At 43.0% G+C, this 19133-nt stretch carries 19 protein-coding genes; 5 read left to right on the forward strand and 14 right to left on the reverse strand.

All coding sequences use genetic code 11. The features are described 5' to 3' along the window. Positions 1 to 123 precede the first annotated feature (123 nt). Positions 124 to 645 (reverse strand): hypothetical protein, encoded by a 522-nt coding sequence (locus ABIN91_RS14835; RefSeq protein ID WP_348052004.1) that lies wholly within the window; start codon positions 643 to 645, stop codon positions 124 to 126. 42 nt (positions 646 to 687) lie between these two features. Further along, entirely contained in the window at positions 688 to 1416 is a 729-nt protein-coding gene (locus ABIN91_RS14840; protein WP_348052005.1) for an ATP-binding cassette domain-containing protein, read from the reverse strand. Positions 1417 to 1723: 307 nt separating this feature from the next. Between ABIN91_RS14840 and ABIN91_RS14845 the strand changes: the two genes are divergently transcribed. Continuing rightward, complete coding sequence (locus tag ABIN91_RS14845) at positions 1724 to 3205, forward strand: glycine--tRNA ligase (protein ID WP_348052006.1); 1482 nt, start codon at positions 1724 to 1726, stop codon at positions 3203 to 3205. A gap of 89 nt (positions 3206 to 3294) precedes the next feature. Then, on the forward strand, positions 3295 to 3525 hold the full coding sequence (locus tag ABIN91_RS14850; RefSeq protein ID WP_348052007.1) for a DUF2283 domain-containing protein: 231 nt from the start codon (positions 3295 to 3297) through the stop codon (positions 3523 to 3525). Positions 3526 to 3615: 90 nt separating this feature from the next. Here ABIN91_RS14850 and ABIN91_RS14855 read toward each other — a convergent pair whose 3' ends face one another. The 4 genes from ABIN91_RS14855 to ABIN91_RS14870 all read right to left on the reverse strand — a co-directional run bounded on the left by ABIN91_RS14855 (position 3616) and on the right by ABIN91_RS14870 (position 6739). Next, positions 3616 to 3825 carry a hypothetical protein gene (locus ABIN91_RS14855; protein ID WP_348052008.1) on the reverse strand — a complete coding sequence of 70 codons (210 nt, stop codon included), beginning with the start codon at positions 3823 to 3825 and terminating at the stop codon, positions 3616 to 3618. Between the two features lie 55 nt (positions 3826 to 3880). Continuing rightward, positions 3881 to 4156 carry a hypothetical protein gene (locus tag ABIN91_RS14860; protein ID WP_348052009.1) on the reverse strand — a complete coding sequence of 92 codons (276 nt, stop codon included), beginning with the start codon at positions 4154 to 4156 and terminating at the stop codon, positions 3881 to 3883. Positions 4157 to 4163: 7 nt separating this feature from the next. Next, positions 4164 to 5198 carry a cytochrome d ubiquinol oxidase subunit II gene (gene cydB, locus ABIN91_RS14865; RefSeq protein WP_348052010.1) on the reverse strand — a complete coding sequence of 345 codons (1035 nt, stop codon included), beginning with the start codon at positions 5196 to 5198 and terminating at the stop codon, positions 4164 to 4166. A gap of 152 nt (positions 5199 to 5350) precedes the next feature. After that, positions 5351 to 6739 carry a cytochrome ubiquinol oxidase subunit I gene (locus ABIN91_RS14870; RefSeq protein WP_348052011.1) on the reverse strand — a complete coding sequence of 463 codons (1389 nt, stop codon included), beginning with the start codon at positions 6737 to 6739 and terminating at the stop codon, positions 5351 to 5353. Between the two features lie 160 nt (positions 6740 to 6899). Between ABIN91_RS14870 and ABIN91_RS14875 the strand changes: the two genes are divergently transcribed. Further along, positions 6900 to 7364 carry a hypothetical protein gene (locus tag ABIN91_RS14875; protein ID WP_348052012.1) on the forward strand — a complete coding sequence of 155 codons (465 nt, stop codon included), beginning with the start codon at positions 6900 to 6902 and terminating at the stop codon, positions 7362 to 7364. 2 nt (positions 7365 to 7366) lie between these two features. Here ABIN91_RS14875 and ABIN91_RS14880 read toward each other — a convergent pair whose 3' ends face one another. Further along, positions 7367 to 7708, reverse strand: coding sequence for a cupin domain-containing protein (locus tag ABIN91_RS14880; RefSeq protein WP_348052013.1), 342 nt, complete (start codon positions 7706 to 7708; stop codon positions 7367 to 7369). Beyond that, complete coding sequence (locus tag ABIN91_RS14885) at positions 7708 to 10101, reverse strand: OstA-like protein (RefSeq protein ID WP_348052014.1); 2394 nt, start codon at positions 10099 to 10101, stop codon at positions 7708 to 7710. The genes ABIN91_RS14880 and ABIN91_RS14885 overlap by 1 nt, the downstream gene beginning before the upstream one ends. A gap of 52 nt (positions 10102 to 10153) precedes the next feature. Between ABIN91_RS14885 and tilS the strand changes: the two genes are divergently transcribed. Together tilS and ABIN91_RS14895 are read left to right on the forward strand one after the other, a co-directional pair. Beyond that, positions 10154 to 11491, forward strand: a complete 1338-nt coding sequence (gene tilS / locus ABIN91_RS14890) for a tRNA lysidine(34) synthetase TilS (RefSeq protein WP_348052015.1) — start codon at positions 10154 to 10156, stop codon at positions 11489 to 11491. Next, complete coding sequence (locus ABIN91_RS14895; RefSeq protein ID WP_348052016.1) at positions 11488 to 11973, forward strand: hypothetical protein; 486 nt, start codon at positions 11488 to 11490, stop codon at positions 11971 to 11973. The genes tilS and ABIN91_RS14895 overlap by 4 nt, the downstream gene beginning before the upstream one ends. A gap of 11 nt (positions 11974 to 11984) precedes the next feature. Here ABIN91_RS14895 and ABIN91_RS14900 read toward each other — a convergent pair whose 3' ends face one another. The 6 genes from ABIN91_RS14900 to mutL all read right to left on the reverse strand — a co-directional run bounded on the left by ABIN91_RS14900 (position 11985) and on the right by mutL (position 19054). Continuing rightward, positions 11985 to 12845, reverse strand: coding sequence for a hypothetical protein (locus ABIN91_RS14900; protein WP_348052017.1), 861 nt, complete (start codon positions 12843 to 12845; stop codon positions 11985 to 11987). Positions 12846 to 12949: 104 nt separating this feature from the next. Next, on the reverse strand, positions 12950 to 14410 hold the full coding sequence (cysS, locus tag ABIN91_RS14905) for a cysteine--tRNA ligase (protein WP_348052018.1): 1461 nt from the start codon (positions 14408 to 14410) through the stop codon (positions 12950 to 12952). Positions 14411 to 14478: 68 nt separating this feature from the next. Then, complete coding sequence (locus ABIN91_RS14910) at positions 14479 to 15591, reverse strand: endonuclease/exonuclease/phosphatase family protein (protein ID WP_348052019.1); 1113 nt, start codon at positions 15589 to 15591, stop codon at positions 14479 to 14481. After that, positions 15578 to 16438, reverse strand: coding sequence for a rhomboid family intramembrane serine protease (locus ABIN91_RS14915; protein WP_348052020.1), 861 nt, complete (start codon positions 16436 to 16438; stop codon positions 15578 to 15580). The genes ABIN91_RS14910 and ABIN91_RS14915 overlap by 14 nt, the downstream gene beginning before the upstream one ends. A gap of 16 nt (positions 16439 to 16454) precedes the next feature. Then, the gene (locus tag ABIN91_RS14920) at positions 16455 to 17174 is read right to left on the reverse strand and encodes a rhomboid family intramembrane serine protease (RefSeq protein WP_348052021.1); all 720 of its coding nucleotides are present in this window, start codon (positions 17172 to 17174) and stop codon (positions 16455 to 16457) included. 20 nt (positions 17175 to 17194) lie between these two features. After that, positions 17195 to 19054, reverse strand: coding sequence for a DNA mismatch repair endonuclease MutL (gene mutL, locus ABIN91_RS14925; RefSeq protein WP_348052022.1), 1860 nt, complete (start codon positions 19052 to 19054; stop codon positions 17195 to 17197). Positions 19055 to 19133: the final 79 nt, after the last annotated feature.

Consider the following 19133-nt stretch of genomic DNA (forward strand, 5'->3'; position numbering starts at 1 on the left):
CAATCCCTAACTGTACAGGGCGAACTTGCATAGTTTGCTTGTCCTAAAGAGATTGCTTCGTACCTCGCAATGACGCGTGGGGCCATGATCGTTAGTTTTCAAAAATACAATATTGTTTTATACTCACCAGCCCACCCTATACGCAACTTTAAGCCCGGTGGTTTGGTATTGGCTTTGATCGTAATTTTGGTAGCTGAAGCCGATATCTATCCCGCTGAATTTATTTACGGGGATGTTAAAACCAAAACCCAATGAGTAAACCAGCATATTACTAACGCCGCTATTGCTTTGCACAGTTGATCCTATTTCGCCCGCGAAGAAAAAATTAGAACCCGTATAATATTTTAACCCTGCCTTTAAGGGGATAAACGAGGGATGTTGTTGGGTATTTGCACCCATAAACAGCGTGTTTTTGTAATTATAGGCAATGTACTCGCCCGTTAAGGTTAAACCCAGGCTGTTAATGATCTTCACTTCGGCTTGTGCCGATGCACCATACGTGAAATTGTAAGGTGTGCTTGATGGCGCGCCTATTTCGCCACCGGCGCTGATGAATATTTTTTTATCATTACCCTGCTCCCGGTACTGGGCGCTGGCGGTTTGAATTATGAATAAGGTTAAAGCAGCAAGTAGTAATTGTTTCATGGTTTAGATATGTAGCAAAAAGACGTTGGAATTGCCAAAATATTATGCAAGTGGCGCAGAAACTGCATTGGTCAATTCAATAAAAATTTGTTCGAGTGTTTTGTTCTGATGCTTTTGGCGGAGGCCGGTTAAGGTATCATCGGCCACAATTTGGCCTTTGTTGATGATGATCACCTGATCGCAAACGGCTTCAACCTCTTGCATGATGTGGGTAGATAGGATGATGGTTTTGGTTTTGCCGAGATCTTTAATTAACTGCCGGATACCAACCAGTTGGTTTGGGTCGAGGCCCGAGGTGGGTTCGTCCAGTATCAGCACCTGCGGATCGTGAATGATGGCTTGTGCCAACCCTACTCGCTGGCGATAACCTTTGGATAGTTGACCGATCTTTTTATGCTGCTCGGGACTTAATCCGGTTAGCTCGATAACTTCGGCAATACGTTTAGCAGGATTATGTATTTTATGGATATCGGCAATAAAGGCTAAAGATTCTTTAACATACATATCCAGGTACTGCGGGTTGGTTTCGGGCAGGTAGCCTATATTTTGGCGCACCTGTAAAGCCTGCGTGCTCACATCAAAACCACATACCGATGCTGATCCCGATGTTTGCGGGATAAAGCAGGTAAGCATTTTCATGGTGGTGGATTTACCTGCACCATTAGGGCCTAAAAAGCCAAGCACCTTACCCGGCTGCGCGGTAAAGGTGATGTTGTTTACCGCCTTTTGGGTTCCGTAAAGTTTGGTGAGGTTGGTTACCTGGATACTCATGCGGCTAAATTAGATATTAGATGTGAGATTTTAGATAAGAGACAAAACGTGTATATGTTGATTTTAGTACCATCCGGATTTGCGTTAGGGATAGTAGTGGAAAGCCCGGAATGAGCTTCTATCAGTGAATGAGGACTTGTAACGGATAGCCCGGGCCGGAGGCAACGCCCTGATTTGTTTAATACTAATAACACCATCCTTCTAAATATCAAAAACACCCACCTAATTAAATACCCTACAAAATCAGTCTAAATTCTCTCTTACCGTCTTTCGGACTTTCGGACTAAAAACTATCTTTGCCCCTGTTATGAGTAAAAATACCGACGAGCTATTTAAAAATGTCATCTCGCATGCTAAAGAGTATGGCTTTGTTTTTCAATCAAGCGAAATATACGATGGTTTGAGCGCTGTTTATGATTACGGTCAGAACGGTGCCGAACTGAAGAATAATATTAAAACATACTGGTGGAAAGCCATGGTGCAAATGCACGAGAATATTGTGGGGATTGATTCCGCGATATTTATGCACCCGAAAATTTGGAAAGCCAGTGGCCACGTAGATGGTTTTAACGATCCGATGATTGACAACAAGGATTCGAAAAAACGCTACCGTGCCGATCAATTGATAGAAGATAAGATAGCGCAATACGATACCGATGGTAAAACCGACCTTGCCGAAGCTTTACAGCACGACATGGACGAAGCCTTAAAAGGCGACAACCTGCCACGCCTACGCGATATTATTATTGAGCATAACATTGTATGCCCGATATCAAAAACTGCTAACTGGACCGATGTTCGTCAGTTTAATCTGATGTTCAGCACTCAGTTTGGTGCTATGGCCGAGGGTAGCGAAGAGGTTTACCTTCGCCCGGAAACGGCGCAGGGTATTTTTGTTAACTTTTTGAACGTGCAAAAATCGGGTAGAATGAAAATTCCGTTCGGGATAGCGCAAATTGGTAAGGCTTTCCGTAACGAGGTTATCGCCCGTCAGTTCATTATCCGCATGCGTGAGTTTGAGCAAATGGAGATGCAATTCTTTATTCGCCCTGGCACCGAGATGGAATGGTACGAGTACTGGAAAGCTGCCCGTTTAAAATGGCACGTAGCTTTGGGTACCGATCCGGCAAAGTATCAATATCACGATCATGCTAAATTAGCGCATTACGCTAACGCTGCCGTTGATATTGAATACCAGTTCCCGTTTGGTTTTAAAGAGGTTGAAGGAATCCATAGCCGTACTGATTTTGATTTGAGCCAGCACCAAAAGTTCTCTGGCAAAAAAATGCAATACTTTGACCCGGAAATTGACCCGGCAACTGATAAGCCTTATGGTAACTATATCCCTTACGTGATAGAAACTTCTATCGGTTTAGACCGTATGTTCTTGCTTACGCTGATGAACGCTTACGAAGAGGAAGATCTGAGCACCGAAGAGCGCCAGGATAGCCGTACCGTATTAAGGTTACCGGCAGTATTGGCACCGGTTAAGGCGGCCATATTCCCGCTGACCAAAAAAGATGGTTTGCCAGAGAAGGCCCGCGAGATTATGGATAAACTAAAATTAGAGTATAACGTACAGTACGAAGAAAAGGATGCCATAGGCAAGCGTTACCGCCGCCAGGATGCTATTGGTACGCCAATATGTATCACGGTAGATCACCAGAGTTTGGAAGATAATACGGTAACCATCCGCCACCGCGACAGCATGGCGCAGGAACGTGTTTCGGCAGATGATCTGACTAAGATATTGGGCGAGTTGGTGAGCTGGAAGAAGGTTTTAGGATAAAAGTTAGTCCATAGACGATGGTCGATAGTCCATGGTTTAGAAATATGAAAAGCACCTGTTTATCGGGTGCTTTTTTGTTAAGTTAGCTTATGGAAAAAAGAAAAACCCGAACTAAAATTAACGAGGTGAAGCAAATCACATTAAAACTTGCAATAACTCCTACTACTGGTTATGTTTCTTTACCAAATCACCCACATACCGTTGGCTGTGTTGATAACACAATACAATTAGATCAATTAATAGAGGCATATAAAGGACCTTCTATATATTTAGATTTCAATAAAAGTGGAGAATTAATAGGAATTGAAATTTTGGGTTAATATAAATTGGGGCGTTGCCTTCGGCCGCGCTTTCCGCTGCAATTCCTCATTCGCTGATAGGAGCTCATTCCGGGATTTCCACTGCAATCGCTAACGCGAAGATGGAAAATCGGGAGCTTTTCCAAAACTTTCAAATAACTCCTTTACTTTGATTTTTTTACCCATTGGTGGGGTTGGGTATGTATCGGCATTTGCATTACCAACCTCTACAACAATCACTTCCACTTTTTTGCCAAAAAATTTTTCAGGCATTTCAATGGTATGATTCTTTTTATCCGGAGTTAAAGTCTGTTTATACATTTACTCAAATATACTAAATCTGTAATTAATATTGAGTTTGTTATGCGGTCACACTTTATTTAGTTTTTACAAAATTTATTAAAGCATACCCTTTACTTGCTATGAAACCAATACACCAAACATTAGTTAATCCCTTTAGAAGCGTAGCGTCGTAAAAATCATCATTATCAATAGCCTTTGCTTTATCGGCTTCTGAAAATCCTTTTATTTCGCTTATTTCTAAATTTACTATCCAAACTTTTATGGCTTCTTTATGATCCGCAGCTTCAACCTGCGAAATATAAGTACCACCCCAATATTCCATTATAAAAGTATATAATTCAGTCTTCATAGCTTGTTTAATAACTCATCTCATCCAGCTTCACTTTCCCTTTAAAGGTGATAAATACGAATGTGGTATAAGCTACTACCAGCGGTACACCTATGGCGGCTACTACCAGCATAATGCCTAAGGTTTTTTGCGATGAACAGGCGTTGTAAACCGTAAGGTTATTAGCCGGGGATTGTGTAGATACCAGCATGTTGGGGTATAATTCCATCGCCACCAAAATCATTAACAAACTAATGGTTACCGCTGATGAGATGAAGGCGTAGAGGTATTTGCGTTTGGTGATCTGTCGGGTGATGTTGGCTACGGCCAATACCATCATTACCGGAACTACAAATAGCTCCGGATAATCGCGGATCACGGTGGCCATTTTGGGCAGGTAAAGCAGGGTATAGAACGAGGTAAGTAGTATCATGATCACAAAAAAGATGGTGGTATTTTTTACGATGATGGTAAGTTTGGCGTACAGGCGGTTCTCGGTTTTCATTACGAGGTAGATGGCGCCGTGCATCATTAATAAGGCTACCGTGGTTACGCCGGTAAGCAGGGCATAAGGGTTTAAAAACTCCATAAAACTTCCGCGAAAAACGTGATCGGGCCCCATGTTGATGCCTTCGGTTACGTTACCTAATATTACGCCCAATAAAAACGCGATGAGCGTGCTTGAGCAGGTATAGCTAATATCCCACATCCGCCGCCACCAGAGCATAGGCTCCTTACTGCGGAACTCGATGGAGATAGCCCGGAAGATAACGCCCAGCAAAAACAAAATAAAAGGCACATAAAAGGCGGATAGCAGCGAAGCATAAACTTCGGGGAAACCGGCGAACAGCGATCCCCCTCCTATTACTATCCAAACCTCGTTACCATCCCAAACGGGGCCAATGGCATTTAGGGCTATGCGGCGGCTTTCTTCTTTGGCCAAAAACAGGTGCACCATCCCCGCGCCCAGGTCAAAGCCATCTAAAATAATATAGCCGGTGAATACGGCTCCTACGAGCAGGAACCAACAGGTTGGGTAGTCTATGCCTAAAAAATGTCCCATATATTTTATATAATCATTATAATTAAACTTTGTCATTTCGAACGAGGTACGAGAGAGAAATCTTCTGCGAGTGCCTGGTGTAGATGATGCAAATCGCAGACTTTTATATGGCAGAAGATTTCTCGCTATCGCTTCGAAATGACATTTTTACTTTAACTCAACTCTCCACCTATAAGTGAATCTGCCATTTCAATGTGCCTTGGGCTGTGATCCAGGTTTTCTTCATCAAAAGGGCCGTGTTTTATCTTTTTGTTCAGCAAATAAATAAACAATACAAATAACACCAGGTACACCCAGGTGAACAGGATCAGCGAAAATATGATATGCCCCGCCGTTACTGCCTGCGATAAGGCGTGCGATGTACGCAGCAAGCCATAAACCACCCAGGGTTGACGGCCAACTTCGGCGCTGTACCAGCCTACCTGGTTGGCTATCTGCGGAAGCAATACCGAGAACGAAAATATCACCATGAGCCAATGTTTGTTGAACAGCTTTTTACGCCACCACAGGTAACTACCATAAAGGGTTAAGGCTATCATGAGCATACCACAGGCTACCATTAAGTGATAGGTTTGAAAAACGAAGTTCACCGCGCTGGGGCGATCTTCTTTTTTGAAGTTGTTTAATCCGGTGATGGGTTGTTTAAAATCGCCTTTGGTTAAAAAGCTTAGTCCGCCGGGGATGTAGATACCGTGGGTTTCTTGTTTCTTTTGGTCTACGTAGCCCATCAGGTACATATCGCCGGGTTTGGTGCCATCATAATGACCCTCTAAGGCGGCTAATTTGGCGGGTTGGTATTTGGCTACGATATCGGCAGATTGATGGCCTACAAACAACTGTGCCAATGCCGAAACGGTGGCCACCACCAAAGCTATTTTAAATGCGGATTTAGAAAATTCGATATAACGCTTGCGGCGCAGATAGTAGGCCGAAATACTCAACACCAAAAACGATCCGGAAAGGAAAGAGCCCAACCAAACATGCTCCATACGTGATATAGATGATGGGTTGAAAACCATGGCCCAAAAATCGGTGATCTCGGCGCGGGCGTGTAAACCTTCGCCTACGATGTGATAGCCCGCCGGGGTTTGCTGCCATGAGTTAGCAACCACGATCCATACAGCCGAAAACATACTGCCCAGTGTAACCATTACGGTTGCAAAAAAGTGAACGCCCGGCCTAACTTTGTTCCAACCGAAGAGCAATACGCCTAAAAAGCCGGATTCTAAAGCGAAGGCAAAGATGCCTTCGGCGGCGAGGGCGCTGCCGAATACATCGCCAACGTAGCGGGAATATACGGCCCAGTTGGTACCAAATTCAAATTCCATTACGATACCGGTGGCTACGCCGATGCCGAATATTAATGCGAAGATGCGGATGAAGAAACGGGTCATCTGCTCGTAGAGCTTTAATCCGGTTTTGAGGTACATGCCTTCCATGATACACATCACGAGGCCAAGTCCGATACTGAGCGGCGGATAGATGTAGTGGAAAGCTATTGTAAAGGCAAATTGTATGCGGGCGAGTATTTCTACATCCATAATCAATTCATTTAAAATGCGTATTCGGCAAATATCGGCATTGCATGGCCTGTTATGCGGCAAATGCAACACATATTCGCAATTTAGAAAAAATATGAATTGTAACCGGCATGTTACGGTATGGAAATTATTGTTATAACTAAATAGCTACTTTAGATTTATGAATTGGGTAATCAGGAAAAGCAATAAAATATTATATCATACTCATTTAAATGAGATTCTTGAACCTATAATTGATGAAGTAAAAAATTATAATTGGATACTCGCTGATATTGAGCATGGTGGTTCCCTGGTGGAACTTCCGATAAATATGGATGAGGAATATTGCATCCTTACACCAGATAAATTTGACGTAATATTAAAGGCAGATGTTCAGTTTTATTGGGGAGTAATTTTAGGAATACCTGCTAATAAAAACATAACGATTGATGAAAATAATATCCCTTTTGCGGAAGGAAATGAATTCATTTGGAAGAATGATAATATTCAATACCCCGACGCAGAAATTGAAATTGTATGTTTTGATAGCGGTTACACTATTGTAAAATTCAAAAGTGAACCGCTATCAAATCAATTTCGCGCTTATTTTCCGGAAGCTATCGAATTGGAAAAGCTCTTAGATTAGTACTATATAAAATCTTCCCGCATCGGCGCAAAAGCATCAACCAAAATACCTGCTTCAAGGCAAACTACACCATGCACTACGTTGGGTGCTGCGTAGAAGCCGTCACCATCTTTTATAATGCGCTTTTCGTCGCCCATGGTGACTTCAAACGCGCCGCCCCTTACATAGGTTACCTGCGTGTGCGGGTGACTGTGCAGCGTTCCTATGGCGCCCTTTTCAAATTTGGCTTTTACCAGCATAATTTGATTGTTATAGCCGTATACCTGGCGTTGGATTCCGTTGCCCTGGTCTTCCCATTCAATTTCGCTCTCTATCTGGAAAACTGCGCTATTTGGTTTGCTCATTATGGTTTAGTTTTAGTGGTGTCCGTTTTAAGTTTTAGTCGTTTTATTCTGTCCTGCTCTAAGGATAGCGTATCTGGTTTTGATTTTAATGCACTATCGGCTGGCAATTTAACAGACGGTATTATGGCTTTCTTTTCTCCTGTTTTGGCAGGTAGCTTTTTAGGAGGAGCCTTTACGGGCTGCTTACCCGTTTGCACCTTGCTTTTTCCGCTGCCAATTACATCTTCTTTTGATACCGGCCTATCCTGCGGTTTCCAGATAAAGTTTTTCAGCAGCTTATCATCATCCTTTATTTTACTAATTGGGATAATGCGGGCATCGGCTTTTACATATTCGGTAAAACTTTGTGGTTCGTTATTTTTAAAGTTGACGCGTATTTTGCTGGTGATGGTGCGGTGCATACGGGTTACCTTACCACTATCCCTGTCAAAATAAATGGTTTCGGCATTGCCGTAAACAAACATTTTGGCCAGTTTGCTATCTTTAAAAAAGCCCCGCATTTTTCGCCCGCCAACCTGGTTAAAGTGCGCGGTATCGCTCCGCTCAATATTAACCACCATGGCCGATGGCATGAGCTCCATATTATCCAGTTGTTTATGCTTCATCTGCAAATTGATGGTATCGGCAGAGAGCTGTGAACCCTGTACCCAGATCATGGGGTGCACGTACATCCGGGCAACGGAATCGCTGTAGCTAAAAAATATGGAATCGGCCTTGGCCTGTAAATCCGACTTGAATATTTTGGCATGATGCGCCGCGCTCAGAATACGCACCCGGGCAGTATCGCTCAGGATCACCTCCTGACTGATGTTAACCGAATCAATACCCATATACTTTTTAACAGCGGGTTTCGCTTTTTTAGGAGCGCTTACCACAGGCAACTTACTTTTCGAGGTATCCTGCTTTGCGGGGCGCTTGTTAAAATAATCTTTATGGAAAATTGTGGTATCGCTACGCATGCGTAAAGGCGCAATATCCAGGTGCTTTACCGGTTTGGTGTAAACGATGGACGGGCGGTTGGTTGTATCGTGTATTCCCTCCAGCCGGCGTACTTCTTTTAAATCTTTGAGTTCTTTGTAGGTTACTATGCGGGTTTCGATGGTATCGCCCGAAAAGAAGATGGAATCTCGCTTAATACGACCGGCATCCTTTTTACCCAGCGAATCGGGTTTTAGTACCGGTGCCACATTGGCCATCGCTTTTTTATCAGCCTTCTTTTTAGGCTTATAAATTACCGGAATTGAATTTTTTGGCGGTAAAATGGCCGGTTTATTCACCAACGCCGATTTAACCTGATTAGCAACCGAATCTTTTTGCGACTGAGGTACCTGGTTGAGAGCAACGGTTGCCATATCCTTAGCCATTTTAATCTGGGTGGGATCAATCACCGGCATTGAGTTTTTTGGCGGCGCTATACCCGGCTTGGCTACAATACCGGTTTTAGCTTTTGCAGCGATGGAATCTAATTTTAGCGAATCTTTTTTAGATTGTTTGGTAGTATCCTTTTCCTCGGTCACAAAAACTACGTAGGGGTGATCGGTCATCATCGTCCGCTCGCCTTTTTTAAAGTTTTCGCCCAGGCCGCCGTACATCGCTATTTTTTGTTCGGAGTCTTTAAAAACTACATTCTTAACAGCTTTGCCATAGCCCACTATCCTATCATAAAACAAACTATCGCCTTTAAGGCTTTTGGTGCCCTGCTTGTACAAATTCTTTTTACCGAAAAAGGCTTGCTCGGTTTGGGTATTGTAACTCCCGTTTTCGGTATACAGGGTATCTTTATCTTTTTTACCGTAAATATTAGTTGGGCCTAAAAAAAACGCGATGCGTGAGCCCGAATTGTAGCGCAACGTATCGGTTTTGATAATGGCATCGGGTGTGTTTAAAACTACATCGTACCTAAAATAAGCGTCGCGGGTTGAGGCAAAGTAGTAGCCGTTTTTACTGGTGAGCGTATTATCTTTACTTACCAGTTTACCGCCGCCGGTGTAGGTGCCGTATTTTGTAGCGGTGCTATAGGTGAAATAATTGGTAGTTAAAATGGCATCTTTATCAATCAGGCGTACATTATCCGTCATGATGGCTATTTTGGTATTGCCCTGGTAATTCAGTTTATCGCCAAAAACGTGCAGGGTATCGCCCTGGGTAATAATAACGTGGCCAAAAGCATCAACTGCATTTTCGCTTGTATAAAAGTACGCGCTATCAGAACTCAGTATGGTATTATCCTGTTGAAAAACGGCTTTATATACCTTCAGCAGCTCTTTACCGTCTTTTTTACTACCATCAGCACTTTCCGATTTAATGATATACACCGGCGAGGCTTTCTTTTTTTGCGCCCAAACCGTACCCGCGAGCAGTAATAAAAGGATGATCAAAAAATATTTATTCACAAAGCAAAATTAGTTTTTTGGTTGAGGTAATTAAATTAAATAATTTTGACGAATGCTGCCTGTACAACAATTCGAAAATTTCATTACGCAACACCGGCTTTTTGAGCCCGGCGGGCGCGTACTTGCGGCAGTTAGCGGCGGGCGCGATTCTGTTGTATTGGCGCACCTGCTTAAACAGGCCGGTATTGATTTTGGCATTGCGCATTGCAATTTCCAACTCAGGCCAACCGAAGCCCTGGCCGAACAGGAATTTACCAAAAACCTGGCCAAAAGCCTCGATGTGCCATTTTACACCACCAATTTTGACGCTGCCGGTTATGCCCATCAAAAGGGTATATCAACCCAAATGGCTGCCCGGGCTTTACGTTACGAGTGGTTTGAGCAAATAAGGTATAGTTTTAATTATGACTGTATTGCCGTAGCGCACCATCAAAACGATTCGGTTGAAACTATATTGCTTAACCTTACCCGGGGCACCGGTATTGCCGGGATGCATGGCATTTTACCAAAGAATGGCTTGATCATCAGGCCGATTTTGTTTTTAAACCGTGATGAGGTGGATGCAATAGTTGCGGATAATGGACTGCAATACATGGAAGACAGCTCGAACGCTTCGTCAAAATACGCCCGGAACAAATTAAGGCACGAGGTTATTCCGCGATTAAAAGAGTTGAATCCTAAGCTCGAAGAAACTTTTGATAATAATATTGAGCGTTTCCGCGAGTTGGAGCAGTTACTTGATATCCGCTTAAATGAATTACGCCCCCGGCTTTTAGTACCTTACGGCGATGAGATCCATATCAATATTGCTGCGGTTAAAAGCTTATCGCCACAACGCTTGTTATTGTTTGCTTTGCTTAACCCTTATGGATTTAGCGAAACTGTAATTAATGATATCATCTCGTCGTTAGATAAACATTCGGGTAGGGTTTTTGAAGCTCCGGGTTATGTGATGGTGTTGGATAGGAATAAATTGATATTGAGCAAAAGCAAAGCGGCGGTTGATACCGTTTTAATAAACCGGGAAGACAGCGAAGTTACTTACGGCAATTATAAAATAAACCTGCTGCATGATGATTCGCCACTTATTGTTAAAGACAACCCGATGGCCTTATCTGTTGACGCGGAAGCTTTGATCTATCCATTACAGGTGCGTAGCTGGCAACACGGCGACTATTTTATACCGATGGGAATGACGGGCCGTAAAAAGCTGAGTGATTATTTTGTAAGTGAAAAAATACCGGTAAATCAAAAAGATCAAATACCTATATTAGTTAACGGAAACGGCGATGTGATATGGATTGGAGGCTATAGGCCCGATGAACGATATAAAGTAAGCGCACTCACCAAAAAAGTTATTATCTTCGAACTGTACATGTTGAATTTATGAGCGACGACAAATCAGCTTTTTCTGAAAAACAATACCTGGGCCGCGAATGGATACCTATAACCATACGGTTGGTGCTGGCTATTTTTTGCTTCGTGATCTACTTTTTTACCGGCGACCGTGAACGCAACAGCGATTTACTGCTGGTAGTTGGTTTCGGCATCCTGATCATATCTATTATTATGGGCTTTTTGCTCCATTTTCGCACTACAGTGCGAAACAAAAGCGTTGTACTGAATGGTTTATGGACCACCAGATTGGTTAAAATTGACCTGAATAGTATTGTAAAAGTTGAAAAAGGCAGTTACAGCCGCTATTTATTTAACAACCCGGTTTATAATCTTCATAAAAAAGGCACTATACGTTTCTTCACATCCGGTAACGACGCGGTGCATTTAACCGACCGTGATGGCCTGGAATACATTATTGGCTCGCAGCATGTTAATGAGCTGGTACGGGCAATTAAGGAAGAGATGAAGAAATAGCTTTAATCGGCTTACTTTTCCACTGCAGAAAATACCTCTAATAAGATATTCCAACGGTGGCTGCTATCAATATCCCAGATGCGGACGTAATTATAATCGCTTGTTAGATTTCCTTTTTTAATTTGTGCAACACCGTAGCTATAAGCCAGATCGCCACTGGTTGAGCGGCCCGCGCTTGTTGTTTTGGCGGTGATAGAGATCCCTTCGTTATTGATGAATTTCATGATCCTATTTTTACCGGTAAAGGGTTCAAAGCCGGGAAAATAATACCGGGCCTCGGCATCCAAATACTCTTTATAGGTAGCCAGGGCAGATAAGGTTAACGAATGGTTAACCTGATCATCGGCACCCAGAATTACGCGTTTATTTTTAAAGGGATCGTTACTTATCGCGATGCCTTTGGTTTCAGGTTCCTTAAAATCAACTACTTCCTGTTGCTCTGGCTCTGGGTGTTGGATGCCAAGATCTATCAGAAGTTTGAGTTTGCCTTCGCTGTTTGCTCTCCAAACAGATACAAAGTGGCCGTAAACTTTATCAGTATCGGTTTTGCTGCTTTGGTAAGTATAGGGGCCGGCGGTAAAAGCCAGATCTCCGCTTGCAGATATGCGGGCAAATTTGGGGTCGCGGTTTACTAAAGCCTGCAATTTATCAATGGTTGTGTAAAACTCTTTACCGTTAACGGCATTGGGTTTAAAAATCACACCTTCTTCATCTAAAACAGATAAAAAGCCATCCTTTATCCCCTTGCGGGCAACGGTTTTATTAAATGCTTGCTCGGCATCAACTACAGTTTTAACTTCTACTTTTTGTTGGGCTAATACCATCCCCGAAAGGCATGTCATTAAAATTGTACCTGCAATAAAATTTTTCATAGTGATCAATAAATTAAGCTGTATGTGTTAGTTAAATATACCTGCACAGCTTTTTGTATATAACGCAGTTGATGTTTGTTTATGATTTTAGCCAGTAATTAAGCTTAGATTTTGCTCCATGTGGTTCCATCTTTACTATCTTTTAACTGGAAACCAATTTGTTGCAATCCTATCCGTATTTTATCGGATGTGGCGTAATCTTTATTAGTTTTAGCTTCGGTGCGTAAGTTGATAACAAAATCCATCACGTTGGGCAATTCGTCATTAGCGGCCTGTTCGTTTACCAAACCCAATACATCAACCACAAAATGCTGTATAATGTTTTTGATCATCTGGTAATTTTTATCATCAATGCTGGTTTTACCATCGTGAACGGAGTTGATGATCTTAGATAATTCAAACAATTCGGCTATTAAAACCGGGCTGTTAAAATCATCATTCATGGCGGTATAGCAACCTTTTTCTATAGTCGAAACATCAACATCGCTCTGCGCCGATACTTTCAAACCATCTACCAGGGCAAAGGCATTCATTAAACGTTTAAAGCCTTTTTCTGAAGCTTCCATGGCATCGTTCGAAAAATCGAGCGTGCTGCTGTAATGGGTTTGGAGCATAAAGAAACGCACCGTCATGGGGCTGTAGGCCTTTGTTAAAATATGGTTGTTACCGGTAAACAATTCATCGGGCAGAAAGCTGTTCCCTAACGATTTTGACATTTTTTGCCCGTTAACGGTGAGCATATTGGTATGCACCCAATATTTGGCCGGGTTTTTACCGCAGCTGGCTTCGTTTTGAGCGATCTCGTTGGTGTGGTGGGTTGGTACTAAATCTATACCACCTCCGTGAATGTCAAACTGTTCGCCTAAATATTTGTTGCTCATGGCCGAGCATTCCAGATGCCATCCTGGGAAACCGATACCCCAGGGCGAAGGCCATTTCATCAGGTGCTCTGGCTTGGCTTTTATCCAAAGGGCAAAATCAAGCTTGCCGCGTTTTTCGTCCTGTCCGCCTAAAGTACGGGTGTTGTTGAGCATATCATCCAGGTTGCGGCCGCTCAGGGTTCCATAATCATTATTGTGGTTGTATTTTTCCACGTCAAAATATACGGAGCCGTTTACCTCGTAAGCGTAACCTTTTGCCAGGATAACTTTTACCAGTTCTATTTGCTCAATAATGTGGCCGGTTGCTGTGGGCTCAATGCTTGGTGGTAGGGTATTCAATATCCGCATCACATCACGGAAGCCTACGGTGTATTTTTGTACGATCTCCATAGGCTCTAACTGCGCCAGTTTAGCTTTTTTTGAGATCTTATCTTCGCCCTCGTCGGCATCACCTTCCAGGTGGCCGGCATCGGTTATGTTACGTACGTAGCGTACCTTGTAACCAATATGGGTTAGATAACGAAAGATTAAGTCGAAAGAAATATAGGTACGGGCGTTACCCATGTGGGCATCGCTGTAAACGGTTGGGCCACAAACATACATACCCACATGTGGGGCATTAAGGGGCTCAAAGGCTTCTTTTTTACGGGTTAAGGTGTTGTAAACAAACAAATTTTGTTCCATGCGGCAAACTTACAATTTTTCGGCAAACTGTTAATCAGCCGTTTGTTATTACTTTATTTTATGAGTTTTTATGGGAGAACCAGATCACTGCGGATAGCGTAATGATCGGACAGCTTCTTTTCGATCACGGTATAATTGATGATATTGAAGTGAGTGCTGGTCATGATATAATCGATCTGATAATTGGGCACATCGCCATTGTAGGTACGCCCTAATCCCCTGCCCTGCTCCCTGAATGCATTTTTTATCCCTTTAGCCATTTGGTTTACGGCGTATGATGTTGGTGTATCGTTAAAATCGCCGGCTACGATGTATGGGTACGGGCATTTGGCCAATTCGGCTTTCATTATTTTAACCTGTTCGCTGCGGCGCAAAAAGCCCAGTTTAAGTTTGGCGCCAATACGACGGGATGCTTTGATGGTGGTTTTGCCTTTTTGGGCGATACTATCCATGGTGCTATGATCCTGAGCGTTTAACAGGAACGATTGGAAATGCACGCAGTAAACGCGGACGATCTTATTCCCGATCTTCACATCGGCATAGATGGATTTGGTATCGGAAAGATCGGCGGTAAGCTTAATAACGCCTTTATTTACGATAGGGTATTTTGAAAAAATTGCCAAGCCTACTCCATTAACCTGATCACCGGCAAAGGGTTGGAAATAATAATTATCAGTTTGAAGTATCTTTTTAACAGAATCGCACATGGCGGTTTTGCCTTTGCTTGTTGAATAAAACTCTTCGAAGTTCACAATATCGGGCTGCTGATCTTTGATGATCTGTAATATATCGTGCCGGGTTGATATGTTATAGTTTTGGGGAGAGTTAAAGCTATGCACGTTATAGGCCATCATCCTGATCTGGCCCGAATCGGCTTTGGAACGCTCGGTATCGGTAGTTTTATGGAAGCCTATATTATTTTGGAGCGTACCCCATCCTATCGCGATACAAAAAGCCGAGATAACGATCTCCTTTTTAAACCTGAACAACCAATATAATATCAGTAAAACATTAACAAGCAGCAGTGCCGGATAAGCCAGACCAAAGAAAGCGATGAGCCAAAAGGTTTTAGGATCGGTAACGGGAGAAAGGTAGCTTATGAGTAAACAAAAACCGGCAAAATAGTTAAAGAACAGGATTATCCTATCAAAAATATTAAGCTTGTTTTTAGCTCCTATCATCTTTACTTGCTCTGAATAAGGTTTCCTTTTCCTGTTTGCTCAGGCTGTCGTATCCCGATTTTGAAATTTTATCTAATATATTATCTATTTCGTCTTGTTGGGGTTTATTGACCACATTTTTTGCAGTATTTTTTGATACCACTTTAAGTTTGGATTTTGGCGCGAACACTTTGCCGATAGCGCTGCCCCAATCGCGCCCGGAGCGTAACTGTTTGATGTAAATGAAACCTATTAAAGCTGCACCCAAATGAGTAAATACCACGGCAGAACCCGGACCAACTATGGCAAAAACATCCAGCAAAACGTACACAAGACCAATCCATTTTAGTTTGACTTCGCCGAAGAACATCATAAAGATACTGTAATTGGGCAGTAAGGTGGCGGTACCTACAATAATGGCCATCACACAGGCCGCACTGCCGGTTGCTACCGTGGCTATGCCATGAAACAGAGGGAATACGGCACATGCTAAGATGTAAACGGCTGCACCTACTAAACCACCTAAAATATAAAGGGTTAGCAGTTTTTTAGCACCGAGGTATTCTTCAAATATCTGGCCAATCCAAAAAAACCAAAGCATGTTGAATATAAAGCCCAGTATACCTGAGTTTAAAAACATGTAGGTAACGGGTGTCCAGAAACGTGGTAATAACGCGGGTAACGATGATGGTAAAACGAGGTAACTGGTTATGATTGTATAAAGCGCGGCTTGCCTGGTGGTGAGCATTTCTATAATGGCTAACAAACCCAGCACTAAAAAAACGGCCACATTGATACCAATAAGCATGTTTAACCTGCTACCGGAGTGTATCACTTTAAAACGAATCTCTTCCCAAATGGTGCTCATAATTACTTAACGGTATTTAGTAGTAATGATTATCACGCCTGTTTAAACCCCATATTTTTATCATAATGAAACCGAATAACGCACCGCCGATGTGGGCGAAATGCGCAACGGAATCGCCCTGGCTTTGACGCACCCCTGAAAATAGCTCAAATAAAACATAAATGGTAACAAAATATTTAGCTTTTATTGGGATTGGCAGAAAGATAAGCATTAATTCGACATCAGGGAATAGCATGGCGAAAGCTATCAAGACACCAAATATCGCTCCCGATGCTCCTAAAATTTGGGATCCATAAATTTCTCTTATTTTAACAATTACTATGGGATCAGCAACGGTTTGACTGGAAACTGTAAAAGTTCCTATTAAATTGTGAACTTCGAAAGCTTGAACTGCCATATTACAGAATAATGCACCGATACCGCAGATAAAATAAAAGTTAAAAAAGCGTTTTGAACCCATCATCCCCTCGAGTGCCGGGCCAAAAATAAATAGGGCAAACATATTACCAAGGATGTGCATGATATCTCGTGGATCGTGCATGAACATGTAAGTGATAATCTGCCATGGTTTAAAAAACGGGGAATCAAAGTAATAAGCCGAGAAATTACCGTAGCTATCAAAAATATTCGCCGGTATCAAAAAACGTGATGCCAGATAAAAAATAACATTAATGATCAGTAAGTTTTTTACGACCGGTGTTAAGTTAGCAAATGGCGATTGCCTGTATTGGTTCATATATTATTGTGATAGCCTTGTTATTTTTCAAATCGTTCTAAAAGTTCGGCCAGTGTAAATGTAATAATTATGGGCTTACCACCGAGGGAAATATTGGGCATCTGGCAGGCAAATAATTGATCAACCAGGATGTTCATTTCTTCGAGCGATAATTTGGCGCCGGCTTTGATGGCGCCGTTACGGGCCAGTGAGCGGGCTAAATTATCACGTTTATCTAACTTTAAAATGGCCAGGTTGTTTTTAAAACCTTCCAATAAATGTTCTAATAATTCGTGCTCGTTGGCGTTGTGTAATTCGGCGGGGATACCTTCGACCACTACTGTGTTTTTACCGAACTCACGGATATCAAAACCTAAGGCGCGCACATCGGGCAAAAGTTCGCGCAGCATCTCGTAATCGGCACCGTTAAGAGTTACGCTTTGCGGGAAAAGAGTTTGCTGGCTCACGCCGGAATGGTTTTCCAACTGCTGCAAAAACTTTTCGTACAAGATCCGTTCATGGGCCGCCTGCTGGCTGATCATCATGAAGCCCGATTTGATCTGCGAGAGAATATACCGCCCGTGAATCTGGAACAATTGCCGCTCGCTCGATTTGCTGATCTGCTCGTCGTTGATCTCAACCTTTTGCTCACCGGTATCCATCTGGTGCTGCTGCGGGGTGGTATCACGCTGACTGATCTGATACAAAGTATCCCAATTGCTTGGGATGGATGATTTTTGATAATCGCCGTGGTTGCGAAAGTTAGGATCGCGCTTGGTTGTACCCTCGTTAGCGAAGGGGTTAAAATCGGGATTGAACTTGATGCTTGGCGCGACGATATCTTCGAAAGCTTTTGGCGTAATCAGGTGCTCTATGCTGTTCTCCTGGTCGAAATCGATGGTCGGTGTGATGTTGTATTTACCCAGGGAACGCTTTACCGCCGAGCGGATGATGGCGTAGATGGATTTTTCGTCCTGATACTTGATCTCGGTTTTAGTGGGGTGTACGTTGATGTCGATTTTTGATGGATCGATATCGATGAACAATACATAGAGCGGGTAGCTTTCGTCGGGCAAAAGCTCTTCGAAGGCCGTCATTACGGCGTGGTTCAAATAGCCATCTTTAATAAAACGGTTATTGACGAAGAAGAATTGCTCACCACGGGTTTTGCGGGCGAACTCGGGTTTACCTACATAGCCTTTGAGGTTGATGATGGTGGTTTCCTCTTCAACCGGAACCAGGCGTTGATTATATTGGTTTCCCAGTAAATGGATAATGCGTTGCTTTAAACTGGCGGCGGGCAGGTGATAAACCTCTTGCCCATCGTGGTGCAGCGTGAAAAATATCTGCGGGTTAGCCAGGGCCACACGCTGAAACTCGTCGATGATGTGGCGCATCTCTACCGGGTTGCCCTTTAAAAAGTTGCGGCGTGCCGGGATGTTGTAAAACAGGTTTTTGATGCAGATGGATGTACCCGCATTGCATTGGCAAGCCTCTTGCTTGGTTACCTGCGAACCTTCTATTTCTATTTCGGTACCCAACTCGTCTTCTACGCGGCGAGTTTTTAGTTCTACTTGCGCGATTGCCGCTATGGATGCCATGGCTTCGCCACGAAAACCCATGGTGCGGATGGCGAACAGATCTTCGGCTTTACGTATTTTTGATGTGGCGTGGCGCTCAAAGCACATGCGCGCGTCGGTAAGGCTCATTCCACAGCCGTTGTCGATCACTTGTATCAGTGATTTTCCGGCATCTTTTAGTATTAATTGTATTTTATCCGCCCCGGCATCTATGGCATTCTCAACAAGTTCTTTTACCGCGGAAGCCGGTCGCTGAACCACTTCGCCGGCGGCGATTTGGTTGGCAACCGAGTCGGGTAAAAGTTGGATTATATCAGACATTTAAAAAAATTCCCTTCAATTTCGATTTCGTTGCTAATTTAGAAAAATGATGGCATAACTTTACTGTGTATTGTGTGTT

The organism is Mucilaginibacter sp., from assembly GCF_039921305.1.
Lineage (GTDB): Bacteria > Bacteroidota > Bacteroidia > Sphingobacteriales > Sphingobacteriaceae > Mucilaginibacter.

Excerpts from the sequence above, each read along its gene's own strand:
- ABIN91_RS14840 (WP_348052005.1), bottom strand. The coding sequence starts at position 1,416 with ATGAGTATCCAGGTAACCAACCTCACCAAACTTTACGGAACCCAAAAG.
- ABIN91_RS14870 (WP_348052011.1), bottom strand. The coding sequence starts at position 6,739 with ATGGATGTAGAAATACTCGCCCGCATACAATTTGCCTTTACAATAGCT.
- ABIN91_RS14910 (WP_348052019.1), bottom strand. The coding sequence starts at position 15,591 with ATGATAGGAGCTAAAAACAAGCTTAATATTTTTGATAGGATAATCCTG.
- tilS (WP_348052015.1), top strand. The coding sequence starts at position 10,154 with ATGCTGCCTGTACAACAATTCGAAAATTTCATTACGCAACACCGGCTT.
- cysS (WP_348052018.1), bottom strand. The coding sequence starts at position 14,410 with ATGGAACAAAATTTGTTTGTTTACAACACCTTAACCCGTAAAAAAGAA.
- mutL (WP_348052022.1), bottom strand. The coding sequence starts at position 19,054 with ATGTCTGATATAATCCAACTTTTACCCGACTCGGTTGCCAACCAAATC.
- ABIN91_RS14835 (WP_348052004.1), bottom strand. The coding sequence starts at position 645 with ATGAAACAATTACTACTTGCTGCTTTAACCTTATTCATAATTCAAACC.
- ABIN91_RS14880 (WP_348052013.1), bottom strand. The coding sequence starts at position 7,708 with ATGAGCAAACCAAATAGCGCAGTTTTCCAGATAGAGAGCGAAATTGAA.
- ABIN91_RS14915 (WP_348052020.1), bottom strand. The coding sequence starts at position 16,438 with ATGAGCACCATTTGGGAAGAGATTCGTTTTAAAGTGATACACTCCGGT.
- ABIN91_RS14860 (WP_348052009.1), bottom strand. The coding sequence starts at position 4,156 with ATGAAGACTGAATTATATACTTTTATAATGGAATATTGGGGTGGTACT.
- ABIN91_RS14845 (WP_348052006.1), top strand. The coding sequence starts at position 1,724 with ATGAGTAAAAATACCGACGAGCTATTTAAAAATGTCATCTCGCATGCT.
- ABIN91_RS14855 (WP_348052008.1), bottom strand. The coding sequence starts at position 3,825 with ATGTATAAACAGACTTTAACTCCGGATAAAAAGAATCATACCATTGAA.
- ABIN91_RS14875 (WP_348052012.1), top strand. The coding sequence starts at position 6,900 with ATGAATTGGGTAATCAGGAAAAGCAATAAAATATTATATCATACTCAT.
- ABIN91_RS14900 (WP_348052017.1), bottom strand. The coding sequence starts at position 12,845 with ATGAAAAATTTTATTGCAGGTACAATTTTAATGACATGCCTTTCGGGG.
- ABIN91_RS14850 (WP_348052007.1), top strand. The coding sequence starts at position 3,295 with ATGGAAAAAAGAAAAACCCGAACTAAAATTAACGAGGTGAAGCAAATC.
- ABIN91_RS14895 (WP_348052016.1), top strand. The coding sequence starts at position 11,488 with ATGAGCGACGACAAATCAGCTTTTTCTGAAAAACAATACCTGGGCCGC.
- cydB (WP_348052010.1), bottom strand. The coding sequence starts at position 5,198 with ATGGGACATTTTTTAGGCATAGACTACCCAACCTGTTGGTTCCTGCTC.
- ABIN91_RS14920 (WP_348052021.1), bottom strand. The coding sequence starts at position 17,174 with ATGAACCAATACAGGCAATCGCCATTTGCTAACTTAACACCGGTCGTA.